We start from the raw sequence: 13,954 nt of genomic DNA on the forward strand, positions 1-13,954 counted from the left end.
CACCACAGCCGACCAACCGGAGCCCGCGATGCCCTTCGCCCGACTGGCCACCGCAACAACCCCCACCAGCCACCTCGGACTGGGCCTCGCCGCAGTGGGCCGCCCCGGCTACATCAACCTGGGCCGAGAAGAAGACCTCGGAGAGCACCGCACCGTAGAAACCCTCCGCACCCGCACCCACGAGCTCCTCGACGCCGCGTACGCGCAGGGCGTCCGCTACTTCGACGCGGCCCGCTCCTACGGCCGCTCCGAGGAGTTCCTGGCCGACTGGCTGAAGGTGCACCCCGACCTGGACGACATCGTGGTCGGCAGCAAGTGGGGCTACACCTACACCGCCGACTGGACCACCGACGCGGAGAAGCACGAGGTCAAGGACCACGGCGTCCGGACCTACGACCGCCAGCGCGCCGAGACCGCCGAACTGCTCGGCGACCGCCTCGACCTCTACCAGATCCACTCGGTGACCCCCGACAGCCCGGCCCTCACCGACAAGGAACTCCACGCGAAGCTGGCCGAGTTGGCGGCAACGGGCGTCACCGTCGGCTTCTCCACCAGCGGTCCCGCCCAGGCGGACGCGATCCGCGCCGCCCTTGCGGTGACGGTGGACGGCGAGCCCCTCTTCCGCACGGTCCAGTCGACGTACAACGCCCTGGAGACCTCCGCGGGCCCCGCCCTCGCCGAGGCCCACGACGCCGGCCTCGCGGTGATCGTCAAGGAGGGCATGGCCAACGGAAGGCTGGCGGACCCGTACGCCCCGGACGCGCTGAAGGCCGTGGCCGAGGAGACGAACCTGGGCTCCGACGCGGTCGCCCTCGCGCTGATCCTGCGTGAACCCTGGTCCGGCGTGGTCCTCTCCGGCGCGGCGACCGTCGGCCAGCTCGCGTCCAACCTGCACGCGGCGGTCGTGGACTTCGACGACGACCAGCTGTCCCGCCTCGCGACCCTCGCCGAGGAGCCGCGGACGTACTGGGAGAAGCGCGGCCGGCTGCCCTGGCACTGAAAGCCCCTGGCGACCCACCACCCATGAGACAGCCATATCCGTGATGAGACGTGAGTGTCTCATGTGGGTTATGGTTGTCTCATGGCTCTCGACCGCGACCACGTTCTCCGCGCCGCCGCGGCGCTGCTGACCCGTAAGTCCACCGCGACCATGGACGAGGTGGCCAAGGCGGCCGGGATCAGCCGGGCCACGCTGCACCGCCAGTTCGCGGGCCGCGACGCGCTCGTACGGGCGCTGGAGGCGCTCGGCATCGCGGAGTGCGAGACCGCGCTGGAGGCGGCGCGGCTGGACGAGAACCCCGCAGAGGAAGCCGTACGACGGCTCGTCCGCGAGGTCGAACCGGCCGCCGGCCTGCTCGCCTTCCTCTACACCGAGAACCAGCTGTTCGAGGGCGAGGAACAGCACGCGGGCTGGGCCCGGATCGACGACCGCATCACCGCGGTGTTCCGGCGCGGCCAGCAGAACGGCGAGTTCCGCATCGACCTGACGCCCGCCTGGCTCACCGAGGCGCTGTTCGGCCTGCTGGCCTCCGGTGCCTGGATGGTGCAGAGCGGGAAGGGCGCCCCCAAGGACTTCACCCGCATGATCGCCGAGCTGCTGCTCGGCGGCGCACTACGACGAGACGAAACACAGAGAGAGGAATCATGACCAGCACCCTGCGGCCGGCCCTCGCATCGGAGACGGAGAAGCGCCCGGGCCGTTGGCTCGCGCTCTCCGTCCTCGTGCTCGCCGTGCTGCTGGTGGCCGTGGACGCGACCGTCCTGGGCCTCGCAACCCCTTACATCAGCGAGGACTTGAAGCCGTCCGGCACCCAACTCCTCTGGATCGGCGACGTCTACTCCTTCGTCATCGCGGGCCTGCTCGTGTCGATGGGCAGCCTCGGCGACCGCATAGGCCGCAAGAAGATCCTGCTGATCGGAGCCACGGCGTTCGGCGCGATCTCGATCCTCAACGCCTATGCCACGACACCGGAGTTGATGATCCTGGCGCGGGCGCTCCTCGGCGTCGCGGGCGCGACCCTGATGCCCGCCACCCTCGCCCTGATCCGCAACCTCTTCCACGACCCGCGCGAACGCAGCCTGGCCGTAGGCATCTGGGGCGCAACGGCCTCCGCCGGTACGGCGGTCGGCCCGGTGGCGGGCGGCTTCCTCCTCGAACACTTCTGGTGGGGCTCGGTCTTCCTCATCAACCTGCCCGTGATGGCGGTCCTGGTCCTGGTGGGCATCAAGATGCTCCCGGAGTCCAAGAACCCCAACCCGGGCCCGTGGGACCTGATCAGCGTGGTCCTCTCCCTGATCGGCGTGATCGGCGTGGTCTACGCCGTCAAGGAGGCGGCGACCCACGGCTTCGAGCTGCCCTCGCTCGCGGTGGGCGCACTGGGCGCGGCGGCCCTGTACTGGTTCGTACGCCGCCAACTCACGCTTCCCGCGCCCCTGTTGGACATGCGCCTGTTCCGCAACCGCGGCTTCAGCGCGGCAGTCCTGGCCGACCTGCTGACCATCCTCGGCCTGTCCGGCCTGGTCTTCTTCCTCTCCCAGTACCTGCAACTGGTCCAGGGCAGGGGCCCGTTCGAGGCGGGCCTGGCCGAAATCCCCGCCGCCGTAGGCGCGGTGGCGGCCGGCCTCATCGCGGGAAGGACAGCCCGCCGCTACTCGGTCCGCGCGGTGGTCGCCGGCGGCCTGGCGGCGGTCGGCCTGTCCCTCGCCGTACTGACCACCCTCAACCAGTCGACCGGCTACCCACTCCTGGGCGCAGCCCTCCTGGTGGTCGGCGTGGGCGCCGGCTTCTCCTTCACGGTGACAGCCGACGTCATCCTCTCCTCCGTACCGAAGGAGCAGGCGGGCGCGGCCTCGGCGGTGTCGGAAACGGCCTACGAGTTGGGCGCGGCCCTGGGAATCGCCGTACTCGGCTCGATCGTGACGGGCGTGTACCGCGGCTTCGCAGCTCCGGCGGGCACTCCGAGCGGCGCACACGAGTCATTGGGCGGCGCGGTGGAAGCGGCGGCGGGAATGCCGTCTCACGCGTCCCAGGAAATGCTGACCTCGGCGAGAGATGCCTTCGTCAGCGGCCTCAGCGTGGCATCGGCGGTAGGCGCAACAGTCCTACTGGCAACGGCAGTTGCGGCATGGTTCATGCTGAGGAACCAGAAACTTGAGGACGCCGGGTAAGGGGAGCGCCCCGAAAGGGGCGCGGGGCTGTGTCGATCTGCGGCTCCGCCGCGGGGCGCGACCAGCCACAACGCACCCGCGCCCAAAAACGAACCCCTACGCAGCCTTGGCTTTAGTGGCGTACATATCCACGTACTCCTGCCCCGACAACCGCATGACCTCAGTCATCACAGAGTCGGTCACAGCCCGCAGCACATACCTGTCCCGATCCATCCCCTCGTACCGAGAGAACTCCATCGCCTCACCGAACCGAACGGTGACCTTCCCCGGCCGGGGAAAACCCGAACCGCCCGGCTGCAACTTGTCCGTCCCGATCATCGCGAACGGAACGACAGGCGCCCCGGTCATCATCGTGAGTCGAGCGATCCCGGTCCGCCCCCGGTACAGCCGCCCGTCGGGCGACCGCGTCCCCTCGGGATAGATCCCGAAGACCTTGCCCTCCTCCAGGATGCGCCGCCCGGTCATCAGCGCCGCGACCCCGCCGTTCGCCCCGTCCCGGTCGACCGGAATCATGCCGACGCCGGTGAAGAACCAGGCCATGAGACGGCCCTTGAACCCCTCACCGGTGACGTACTCGTCCTTGCCGATGAACAGCACCTGCCGGTCGCAGACCAGCGGAAGGATCATGGAGTCGATGAACGTGAGGTGGTTGCCGGCCAGGATCACCGGACCGTCTCCCGGGATGTGCTCGATTCCCTCCACCCGGGGGCGGAACATCAGGCGCATGATCGGTCCGAGCAGTGCCTTGATGAGCGCGAAGCGGGACAACGGGCCCTCCGGTGTCAAGGGGTTCGATATAAATCGGTGCAGGTGAGGACGATACTCGCGGCGCCCGGGGTATTGCACATCGGGTTCACCGAGGTCTTACGCAGTGTTGACGCACGTTTACCTGCGGTGCCGCGCCAGGACCGTCCCGTAACCGGGCCGCCATGTTGTGACGCATCTCGCGTTCCTTGGTGACCGCGGGTCAAACCTGCCGGCCGGTACGACATCCAGCGTCACCGCCGTGTTCCGGCCGAGGTCTCCCGTTCGTCATGTACGCGCACCTACGATCGGCGCGCAGCGACGGGGCGACGCCAGGAGGTTTCATGGACACGCAGGGAACGCAGGGGCCGAACGAGCGAGTGGGCGGCACCGGACGACGGGCGCTGCTCGGCGCCGCCGTACTCGGCGCGGGAGTGGCCGCACTCGGACCGGCGGGCGCGGCGAGAGCCGCCGAGGCCACGACGGCACGCCACGGGGGCGGCGGCCTGAAGGATCTGCCCAAGCCGACGATCGTCGGCCACCGCGGCACCAGCGGCTACCGCCCGGAGCACACCTTCGGCTCGTACAACCTGGCCCTCGACCTGGGCGCCGACATCGTCGAGGCCGGCGACCTCGTCCCCACCAAGGACGGCCACCTGGTGTGCCGGCACGAGCCGGAGATCGGCGGGACGACGAACGTCGCCGACCACCCCGAGTTCGCCTCCCGCAAGACCACCAAGCTGCTCGACGGCGTCTCCACGGCCGGCTGGTTCACCGAGGACTTCACGCTCGCCGAGCTGAAGACCCTGCGCGCGATCGAGCGCATCCCGGTCAACCGCCCGCACAACACGCTCTACAACGGCCGCTGGGAGATCCCCACCTTCGAGGAGGTCCTCAAGTGGCAGGACGACCAGACCCGCAAGCGCGGCAAGCAGGTCTGGATCTACCCCGAGATGAAGCACCCCACCTACTTCCGCAAGCGCGGGTTCGAGATGGAGAAGCTGCTCTCGACGATCCTGCGCAAGCACGGCAAGGACCGTAAGAACTCGCCCGTCCTGATCCAGTCCTTCGAGCCGACCAGCATCGCGAAGATCAACAAGCTCGTCGGCAACCCGCTGGTCGTGCTGCTGTCCGGCACGGGCACCCAGCCCTTCGACTTCATCGACCAGGGCGACCCGCGCACGGTCGACGACCTGGTCAAGCCGAAGGGCCTCGCCGAGATCGCGACGTACGCGGACGGCCTGGGCCCGACGCTCGACCTGATCATCACGAAGAACGCCGACGGCAGCCTGAACAAGGAGACCACCCTGGTCGCCGACGCGCACAAGGCGGGCCTGATCCTGCACCCCTACACCATGCGCAACGAGAACCCCTTCCTGCCGCTGGAGTACCGCAAGGGCAGCGCCGCGGACGCGTACGGCGACGCGTTCGGCGCCTTCAAGCGGTACTTCGCCACCGGCATCGACGGTGTCTTCACCGACAACGCCGACACCGGCCTGCTGGCCCGCGCGGACTTCGTCAACGGCTGACCCCGGCGCCCCGTTGGAGTGACAGACGGCCGCCCCGGCAACCTCGTGCCGGGGCGGCCGCGTCGTGCCGCATATGACGCACCAACTTGTCGCCACCTTGCGCCCACTGCTCGCCGCCGAGGCCTCGGCCGAGGCATATGCCTCCGGAACCGAGCCCGGCGACCTCGAACAGGCCGTCTGGCTCCGCCTCCTGGAGCGCCTCGACGCCTCCGGCCCCCCGGTCGACCCCCAGCGCTGGCTTCGCCGCGCGGTCCGCTCGGAGGCCCGGCGCAGCCGCCGTACCGCCCGCCTCGAACAGTCGTACGCAGATGATCCCGCCGACGACAGCGACCGCGGCCCCGAGCAGGCCGCGCTCAGGGCTGCGCGGCATCGCGCGCTGCACGACGCGGTGCGCCGACTGCCGGGCCGTTGCCCGCGGCTGATGGAGGCGCTGCTGTCGCCCAAGGACCTCACCTACCGCGAGATCGCGGGGGAGTTGGGTATCTCACAGGGCAGTCTCGGCCCGGAACGTTCCAGATGTCTGGGATGTCTTCGGCGATTGCTGACGCCGGAGGTTGCGGCCCACGAAGCACGGGGATAGGAGTGAGGAATCAAGTGGCGATCAGGTGAGCGGGAGGCGTGCGCACATGGGCATGAGCGTGACCATCTCGGTGGCGACCGAGCAGGACTCAGAGCAGATCTTCAGGCTGCAGTACCTGTGCTTCCAGAGCGAGGCGGCGCTGTACGGCAACTACCGCATCGACCCGCTCGTCCAGAGCCTCGACTCGGTCCGGGGCGAGGTCGGTTCCGACTGCGTTTTCGTCGCCCGGCTGGGCGAGGAGGTGGTCGGATCGGTCCGCGGCACGGTGACCGAGGACGGCGCGGCGGCCATCGGCAAACTCTGCGTCCACCCGCGCCTCCAGGGCCACGGCATCGGCGCCCGCCTCCTCCGCGCGGCCGAGTCGGCCCTCGCCGGGGAACGCGGCGCCAAGAAGTTCCGCCTCCACACCGGCCACCGCAGCGAGGGCAACCTCCGCCTGTACCGCCGCGTCGGCTACGAGACCGTAGGAACCTCCCAGGGCGACGACGGCGTACCGATGATCGTCCTGGAGAAGCCGGTGGAGGCGTACGTCGCTACGGCGTGACGGTGTCGGACGCCTCGGCCGTGCGGTTCTTCCGCAGCCAGTACAGCGCGGACAGCGGCAGCAGCACGGGGATGAAGACGTACCCCGCGCCGTAGTACGACCAGACCGTCGCGTCCGGGAAGGCCGAGCTGTCGATGACGGTCAACGTACCGACGATGAGGACACCCGCGAGTTCGGCGGCGCAGCACGCCTGTGCCGCCAGGCGGGCTTTTTCGCCGCCGCGGATCAGGGAGTACGTGATGAACCCGTACACCACGCCCGCGACGGCCGACAGGGAGTAGGCGAGCGGGGCCCGGTCGAACTCGGTGGCGATCTGGTAGACGGAGCGGGAGACCGCGCCGACGACCATCACGCCGTAGAACCAGACGAGCAGCATGCCGGGCCCGCTGATGAGCCGCTTGGGCTGTTCCTCCACGGTGTTCTCTTCCACGGTGGTCATCTCAGCTTCCCCAGATGTCGTAGAGCCGCACTTCGAGCACGGCGAGGACCACACCGCCGGCCGCGGCCGTGATCGAACCCCAACGCGTGCGCTCCGTCAGGGACATGAAGCCCGCCGCCGGGACGGACGCGAACGCGCCCAGCAGATACGCCACGAAGATCACCGTGCCCTGCTCCGCCTTCTCGCCGCGCGCCAACTGCACGATGCCGACCACCAGTTGGACCGTGGCCAGCAGGGTGACGACGGCCATGCCGATGAAGTGCCAGTCCTTGGTCGGCTGATCACGGTAGGCCGCCCACCCGCACCAGGCGGCGAGCAGCAGCGCGGCGACACCGGTCACCAGCGTCAGGGCATCAAGCATGCAGTGACCCTATTACGGGCCAAAAGGCAGGTGACCGTAGGGTCGGGAACATGAAGATCCACGCTGAGGCCCTCCTGTTCGACAACGACGGCACGCTCGTCTCCTCCCTCGAATCCGTGCGCCGGTGCTGGACCCGGTGGGCGGAGGAGTTCGGGATCACCGCCGAGGACTTCGCCCGGGTCGAACTGCACGGGCGGACCGCCGTGGCGATAGCCGCCGACCTGCTGCCCGCCGACGTCGTCCCGGCCGCGGTCGCGCGGATCGAGGCCCTTGAGGTGGAGGACGTGCCGAATGGTGGCGCGACCCTGCTGCCCGGCACGCGGGACTTCCTCGACTCGCTGCCCGCCGACCGCTGGGCCGTCGTCACCTCGGCCACCCGGCGTCTGGCCGAGGCCCGGCTCGCGCACGCCGGCATCCTCCCCAAGACCCTCGTGGTCGCCGAGGACGTCACCCGCGGCAAGCCCGACCCCGAGCCCTACCTGCTCGCCGCCCGCCAGTTGGGCGTCGACCCGGCCCGCTGCGTCGTCTTCGAGGACGCGCCGGCGGGCCTCCAGGCGGGCCACGCGGCCGGAATGATCACCGTGGCATTGGCCACAACCCACGAGGCCCACGAGCTCGACGCCGACCTTGTTGTGAGTGACCTGTCAGCCCTGTCCGCGCTGGTCAGCGACGGGGGAGTCGAGATCTCCGTGCGCGCCTGACGGGCGTCCGCCGCTGTCCGGCATGCGGACAGCGGCACTTTGTCAGGACCGTACGTCTGCTTTACTGATTCCATGACCACGACGAGCTGCCGCACCCTTGCGACCGAGGCGACCCTGACGCCCGGTGCTCGTTGTATGTGTCGAATGTGCGCCTTCTAGAGGGCCCCCGCACCACCCCCGAGCCTCGCGCCCCGAAGCGAGCCGTCGTGGCATGTCCGTACGTCGCACCTCGTACGTGACCGACGCCGCCCCGCGCACATTTCCCCCCTCGTACCAGGGCACACCCATGCCCGCGTACCCGACAGTCATGGAACCCCAGTGATCACCACATCGGGCCTGACCAAGGTCTACCGCTCACGCGGCCGTGAGGTCACCGCCCTCGACGGCGTCGATCTCCACGTCCGCGAAGGCGAGGTCTACGGCGTCATCGGCCAGTCCGGCGCCGGCAAGTCCTCGCTCATCCGCTGCGTCAACCTGCTGGAGAAGCCCACCGCCGGCACGGTCACCGTCGCCGGGCAGGACCTCACCGCCCTCGCCGGGCGCGGACCGCGCGCCGGACGGGAACTCCGGCAGGCGCGCAGCCGTATCGGCATGGTCTTCCAGCACTTCAACCTGCTCTCCTCACGGACCGTGCAGGACAACATCGAGCTGCCGTTGGAGATCCTCGGCAAGTCCGGGAGGGAACGGTCCGCCAAGGCCCTCGAACTCCTCGACCTCGTCGGGCTCGCCGACAAGGCGAAGTCCTACCCGGCGCAGCTCTCCGGCGGCCAGAAGCAGCGCGTCGGCATCGCCCGCGCACTGGCCGGCGACCCCAAGGTGCTGCTGTCCGACGAGGCCACCAGCGCGCTCGACCCGGAGACCACCCGCTCGATCCTCCAGCTGCTGCGCGACCTGAACCGGCAGCTGGGCCTGACCGTCCTCCTCATCACCCATGAGATGGACGTCGTCAAGAACGTGTGCGACTCGGCCGCGCTCATGGAGAACGGCCGCATCGTCGAGTCCGGCACGGTGAGCGAACTGCTCGCGACCCCGGGCTCCGAGCTGGCCTCCGCGCTCTTCCCGGTCAGCGGCGAGGCGCACGGCGCGGACCGCACGGTCCTCGACGTCACCTTCCACGGCGAGGCCGCCACCCAGCCCGTCATCTCCCAGCTCTCGCGCACCTACAACATCGACATCTCGATCCTCGGCGCCGCCATCGACACCGTCGGCGGACTCCAGGTCGGCCGGATGCGCATCGAACTGCCCGGCCGCTACGACGACAACGTCGTGCCGATCGGCTTCCTGCGCGAACAGGGCCTGCAGATCGACGTGTTGGGCCAGGAGCCCGTACTGCTGAAGGAAGGTGCCAAGTGACCTGGTCGGAGATGCAGCCCCTGCTGTCCCAGGCGTGTTGGGACACCCTCTACATGGTCGGCTGGTCCACGGTCATCGCCGTCGTCGGCGGGCTCCCGCTCGGCATCCTGCTCGTCCTGACCGACCGCGGCGGACTGCTCCAGAACGTCGCCGCCAACAAGGTCATCGGGCAGATCGTGAACGTCGCCCGCTCGTTGCCGTTCATCATCCTCATGGTCGCGCTGATGAACTTCACGCGGACCATCACCGGCACGACCATCGGCCGCGAGGCCGCCATCGTGCCGCTCGCGATCGGGGCGATCCCCTTCTTCGCGCGCCTTGTCGAGACGGCTGTCCGGGAAGTGGACGGCGGGCTCGTCGAGGCCGTGCAGTCGATGGGCGGCAACACCTGGACCGTCGTACGCAAGGTCCTCGTACCGGAGTCCCTGCCCTCGCTGATCTCCAGCACCACCACGACGATCGTCGCGCTCATCGGTTACTCCGCGATGGCCGGCACGGTCGGCGCCGGCGGGCTCGGCGACATCGCCATCCGCTACGGCTACCAGCGCTTCGAGACCCAGCTGATGTGGATCACCGTGGCGATCCTCGCGGTCGTCATCTCCCTCATCCAGTTCGCCGGCGACTACGCCGCCCGCTCGCTGCACCGGCGCGGCGGACAGTCCGGTCCCGGACCGAGGCTCCGGCTGCTCAAGGCGTCCACCGCGACGAGCGAGACCGTCTGAGCCGCACCCCACAGCTCCCCGCACCACCCAACGCGGGGTCGTACCAAGCGACACCCATCAGGAAAGGCACTTTTCGTGCGTAACACCGCAAAGCTCACCACTGCCGTCCTCGCCGCCGGAGCCCTCACCTTCGCGCTCTCCGCCTGCGGCTCGGACAAGGGTTCCTCCTCCGCCTCCTCCGACTACAGCGGACCGCTGGTCGTCGCCGCGAGCCCGACCCCGCACGCCGAGATCCTCGACTACGTCAAGGACCACCTGGCGAAGAAGGCCGGACTCGACCTGGAGGTCAAGGAGTTCACCGACTACGTCACGCCGAACACGGCGACCGAGGACGGCTCGGTGGGCGCCAACTACTTCCAGAACCAGCCGTACCTCGACGACTTCAACAAGAAGAACGGCACCCACATCGTGCCCGTCGTCACGGTCCACCTGGAGCCGCTCGGCCTCTACTCCCACAAGGTCAAGAGCGCCGACGCCCTCAAGAGCGGCGCGACCGTCGCCGTCCCGAACGACAGCGTCAACGAGGCCCGCGCCCTCAAGCTGCTCGCGGCGAACGGGCTGATCACCCTCAAGTCCGGTGTGGGCAACGAGGCGACCCCCGCGGACATCACCAAGAACCCGAAGAAGCTCAAGTTCAAGGAGCTGGAGGCGGCCCAGACCCCGCGCTCCCTGGACGACGTCGACGCGGCCGTCATCAACGGCAACTACGCCATCTCCTCGGGCCTGAAGCCCGCCAAGGACGCCCTGATCCTGGAGTCCGCGACGAACAATCCCTACGGCAACTTCCTCGCCGTGAAGAAGGGCAACGAGAAGGACCCGCGCGTCAAGAAGCTCGCGAAGCTGCTGACCTCGCCCGAGGTGAAGAAGTTCATCGAGGACAAGTACGCCGGTTCCGTCATCCCGTCCTTCTGAGCCGAGCCGGGGGAATCGCCGTGCGCAGGAGCACCGCCGTCACAGCGGCCGGACTGGCCGTGACCTTCTTCGGCCTCACGGCCCGCGGTTCGGGCTCCGGCTCCGGCAGGAGCGGTGGCAAGGCCGACGGCACCCTCGTCGTCGGCGCCACCGCCGTGCCGGCCGGTGAGGTCCTGACGTACATCAAGGACGACCTGGCCGCGAAGGCCGGACTCAAGCTGGAGATCAGGGAGTTCACGGACTACGTCCTGCCGAACACCGCGCTCCAGGAGGGCTCGCTGGACGCGAACCCCTACCGGAACCAGCCCTTCCTGGACGAGTTCGACAAGTCCAAGGGCACCGACCTGGTCTCGGTTTCAAGGCGTATCCGAACGAGACCACCAACGAGGGACGAGCGCTCGAACTCCTCGCCGCCCCGAGGCACCTGAGGTTCAAGGAGCTGGACCCGGCCCAACTGCCGCGCTCGCTGGACGACTTGGACGTGGCCGTCATCAACAACAACTACGCCCAGGACGCGGGCCTCAGCCCCGCCGAGGACGCGATCCTCCTGGAGTCGGCGAAGGACAACCCCTACGCCAACCTCCTGGCCGTCAAACGCGGCAACAAGGGCTCTGTCCTGCCGGTCACTTCCGGCTGACGGGGGCGTATACGGCGTATCACCACGCACGGGGTCCACGCGCTCACCATGAGTGGACCCCGTGGTGCGGTTCCCCGCTTTCATGCTGCATGCTGGGCAGTTCAGGTAGGCCCGGAACATCTTCCGAAGGTTACGGAGCGGCGCATGACGAGCACCTTCCCCAACATCTCCATCAGCACGGAGCGGTTGGTGCTCCGGCCCCTCGACGAGGACGACGTGCCCGCCCTGACCGAGATGATGAACGACGAGCAGGTCGCGGCCTGGACCGACGTTCCCCAGCCGTTCACCGAGGCCGGCGCCCGTCGGTGGATCACCGACCACGCACCCACCGAACGTACTTCGGGCCGCGGCCTCGACCTCGCCGTCACCGAGTTCCTCACCCAACGGCTCGTCGGCGTCGTCCAGTTGAGCAAGGCGAACTGGCACATCCGGTCCGCCGAGCTCGCGTACATCATCGCCCCCTGGGCCCGTGGCGAGGGCTACGCCTCCGAGGCTGCGCTCGCCACCGCCCAATGGCTGTTCGGGGACCAGAAGTTCGAGCGCATCGAGCTGCGCACCGCCGCCGACAACACGGCGTCCCAGCAGGTGGCCCAGAAGATCGGCTGCATCAGCGAGGGCGTTCTGCGCAACGCGTGCATAGCGCATGTCCACGCCGACGACGGCACCTGGAGCGACGTCCGTACCGACTTCATCGTGTGGAGCCTTCTCCCGGAGGACCTGGAGGGAACGGCCGAACAGCTAGCGGACATCGACGGTTTCACGTCACTCGCCGACTGGAACTGAATCCGGCGGGTACGGCACAGGGAGCACCGCCCAGTCGCACCAGGTACCCTCACGGTGCCCGCGTACGGGCCGCGTTCCCCGATGACCCGCGAACCACCCCTGGAGACTGACGACGATGGCCGACCGCGTCACGGTGATCGGCTGGGACGGCTCTCCGCTGACAGCCGCGGCACGCTCCGCCCTCGGCGCCGCCACCCTGGTGGCCGGCGCTCCCCACCATCTCGCGCTCCCCGAGGTGTCGCAGCACGCCGAGCGCATCCGCCTCGGCAGCGTCGCCCTCGCCGCCCGCCGCGTCGCGGGCCATCGCGGCACAGCGGTCGTGTTCGCCGACGGGGACCCCGGTTTCTTCGGAGTCGTACGGACCCTGCGCGCACCGGAGTTCGGCCTGGAGGTGGAGGTCGTCCCCGCGGTCTCCTCCGTGGCCGCGGCGTTTGCCCGCGCCGGGATGCCCTGGGACGACGCACAGGTGGTCGTCGCACACAGGCGCACCCTGCGACGCGCGGTGAATGTGTGCCGGGCCCACACAAAAGTCGCCGTCCTCACCTCACCGGGCGCCGGACCCGCCGAACTCGGTCTCCTCATGGAGGGCGTCCACCGCACCTTCGTCATCTGCGAGGAACTGGGCACCGAGCACGAACAGGTCACCGTCCTCACCTCCGACAAGGCCGCCGACCGCACCTGGCGCGACCCCAACGTCGTCATCGTCATGGGCGGTCCGGTCGGCCCGTCCGTCACGGGCGCGACCGGTGAGGGCTGGATCGCCGGCCGCGACCCGTCCGCGGTCGCCCGCGGCTGGACCCTCCCCGCCGAGGCCTACGGCGGCCAACTCGGCGAAGGCGAGACCGATCTGCTCCGGGCCGCCCAGCTCGCCCGCCTCGGCCCGCGCGTCGGAGACCTCGTGTGGGACATCGGCTGCGGCAGCGGCGCCTTCGCCATCGAGGCGGCCCGCGCCGGAGCCGCCGTCATCGCCGTCGACCGGGACACGCAGGCCTGCACCCGCACCGACTCCGCCGCACGCAGCTTCGGCGTGCACCTCCAGATCGTCCAGGGCGACGCCCCGCACATCCTGGAGAACCTCCCCGAACCCGACGTAGTACGGGTCGGCGGCGGGGGAGTGGCCGTCGTCTCCGCGGTCGCCGACCGGCGCCCGCAGCGCATCGTGGCGCACGCCTCCACCCGCGACGAGGCCGAACTCGTCGGCCGCGACCTCACGGAGCACGGCTACCACGTCGAGTGCGCCCTCCTCCAGTCCGTCGAACTGGACACCAGGGCCTGGACGGAGACGGAACGGAGCGTCGCGTTCCTGCTGAGCGGCCTCCTTCCGGAGCGCGTTTCCTGACCCTTCGTACCGTCCCCGTGATCCTGTTGTCGTACTGCGCGCGGTAGGCTGGCGGACTGTTGTACCGCATCGGGTCACCCGGCACTTCGTTCGTCAATGTCCGGAAAACCCGCCCGTTTTGGGGTGAGTGTGGTACGGCGGA

At 69.3% G+C, this 13,954-nt stretch carries 15 protein-coding genes and 1 pseudogene; 13 read left to right on the plus strand and 3 right to left on the minus strand.

Annotated features, from left to right (window positions below; all coding sequences use genetic code 11):
• The first annotated feature begins 28 nt into the window (after positions 1-28).
• From OG226_RS39060 to OG226_RS39070, 3 genes are all read left to right on the plus strand, one after another.
• Positions 29-1,000, plus strand: coding sequence for an aldo/keto reductase (locus OG226_RS39060; protein ID WP_329351570.1), 972 nt, complete (start codon positions 29-31; stop codon positions 998-1,000).
• 81 nt (positions 1,001-1,081) lie between these two features.
• The gene (locus tag OG226_RS39065; RefSeq protein WP_328684451.1) at positions 1,082-1,648 is read left to right on the plus strand and encodes a TetR/AcrR family transcriptional regulator; all 567 of its coding nucleotides are present in this window, start codon (positions 1,082-1,084) and stop codon (positions 1,646-1,648) included.
• Positions 1,645-3,168: an MFS transporter gene (locus OG226_RS39070; protein WP_328684452.1), complete on the plus strand. Its 1,524-nt coding sequence runs from the start codon at positions 1,645-1,647 to the stop codon at positions 3,166-3,168. Before OG226_RS39065 ends, OG226_RS39070 begins: the two co-directional genes overlap by 4 nt.
• A gap of 96 nt (positions 3,169-3,264) precedes the next feature.
• Here OG226_RS39070 and OG226_RS39075 read toward each other — a convergent pair whose 3' ends face one another.
• Complete coding sequence (locus tag OG226_RS39075; protein ID WP_329351571.1) at positions 3,265-3,936, minus strand: lysophospholipid acyltransferase family protein; 672 nt, start codon at positions 3,934-3,936, stop codon at positions 3,265-3,267.
• A 320-nt stretch (positions 3,937-4,256) separates the two neighbouring features.
• Between OG226_RS39075 and OG226_RS39080 the strand changes: the two genes are divergently transcribed.
• From OG226_RS39080 to OG226_RS39090, 3 genes are all read left to right on the plus strand, one after another.
• On the plus strand, positions 4,257-5,441 hold the full coding sequence (locus tag OG226_RS39080; protein WP_329351572.1) for a glycerophosphodiester phosphodiesterase: 1,185 nt from the start codon (positions 4,257-4,259) through the stop codon (positions 5,439-5,441).
• A 73-nt stretch (positions 5,442-5,514) separates the two neighbouring features.
• Positions 5,515-6,021 carry an RNA polymerase sigma factor gene (locus OG226_RS39085; protein ID WP_328684454.1) on the plus strand — a complete coding sequence of 169 codons (507 nt, stop codon included), beginning with the start codon at positions 5,515-5,517 and terminating at the stop codon, positions 6,019-6,021.
• Positions 6,022-6,067: 46 nt separating this feature from the next.
• A complete protein-coding gene (locus tag OG226_RS39090) occupies positions 6,068-6,565 on the plus strand; it encodes a GNAT family N-acetyltransferase (RefSeq protein WP_328684455.1) in 498 nt (165 codons plus the stop codon).
• Here OG226_RS39090 and OG226_RS39095 read toward each other — a convergent pair.
• The gene (locus OG226_RS39095; protein ID WP_328684456.1) at positions 6,555-7,004 is read right to left on the minus strand and encodes a hypothetical protein; all 450 of its coding nucleotides are present in this window, start codon (positions 7,002-7,004) and stop codon (positions 6,555-6,557) included. The two genes, OG226_RS39090 and OG226_RS39095, sit on opposite strands and share 11 nt — an antisense overlap.
• A 1-nt stretch (position 7,005) precedes the next feature.
• Complete coding sequence (locus tag OG226_RS39100; RefSeq protein WP_327405367.1) at positions 7,006-7,365, minus strand: hypothetical protein; 360 nt, start codon at positions 7,363-7,365, stop codon at positions 7,006-7,008.
• A gap of 50 nt (positions 7,366-7,415) precedes the next feature.
• On the opposite strand from OG226_RS39100, the gene OG226_RS39105 reads away from it, so the two are divergent.
• From OG226_RS39105 to cbiE, 7 genes and pseudogenes are all read left to right on the plus strand, one after another.
• Positions 7,416-8,066 (plus strand): HAD family hydrolase, encoded by a 651-nt coding sequence (locus OG226_RS39105; RefSeq protein WP_329351576.1) that lies wholly within the window; start codon positions 7,416-7,418, stop codon positions 8,064-8,066.
• 318 nt (positions 8,067-8,384) lie between these two features.
• Positions 8,385-9,419: a methionine ABC transporter ATP-binding protein gene (locus tag OG226_RS39110; protein ID WP_328684459.1), complete on the plus strand. Its 1,035-nt coding sequence runs from the start codon at positions 8,385-8,387 to the stop codon at positions 9,417-9,419.
• Entirely contained in the window at positions 9,416-10,141 is a 726-nt protein-coding gene (locus tag OG226_RS39115; RefSeq protein ID WP_328684460.1) for a methionine ABC transporter permease, read from the plus strand. Before OG226_RS39110 ends, OG226_RS39115 begins: the two co-directional genes overlap by 4 nt.
• Before the next feature lie 75 nt (positions 10,142-10,216).
• Positions 10,217-11,053 (plus strand): MetQ/NlpA family ABC transporter substrate-binding protein, encoded by an 837-nt coding sequence (locus tag OG226_RS39120; protein ID WP_266870301.1) that lies wholly within the window; start codon positions 10,217-10,219, stop codon positions 11,051-11,053.
• A 20-nt stretch (positions 11,054-11,073) separates the two neighbouring features.
• A pseudogene (locus tag OG226_RS39125) lies at positions 11,074-11,690 on the plus strand (MetQ/NlpA family ABC transporter substrate-binding protein).
• A gap of 144 nt (positions 11,691-11,834) precedes the next feature.
• Positions 11,835-12,473: a GNAT family N-acetyltransferase gene (locus OG226_RS39130; RefSeq protein WP_328684461.1), complete on the plus strand. Its 639-nt coding sequence runs from the start codon at positions 11,835-11,837 to the stop codon at positions 12,471-12,473.
• A 115-nt stretch (positions 12,474-12,588) separates the two neighbouring features.
• Entirely contained in the window at positions 12,589-13,812 is a 1,224-nt protein-coding gene (gene cbiE, locus OG226_RS39135; protein ID WP_329351577.1) for a precorrin-6y C5,15-methyltransferase (decarboxylating) subunit CbiE, read from the plus strand.
• The last annotated feature ends 142 nt before the right edge of the window (positions 13,813-13,954 follow it).

Source organism: Streptomyces sp. NBC_01261 (genome assembly GCF_036226385.1).
Lineage (GTDB): Bacteria > Actinomycetota > Actinomycetes > Streptomycetales > Streptomycetaceae > Streptomyces.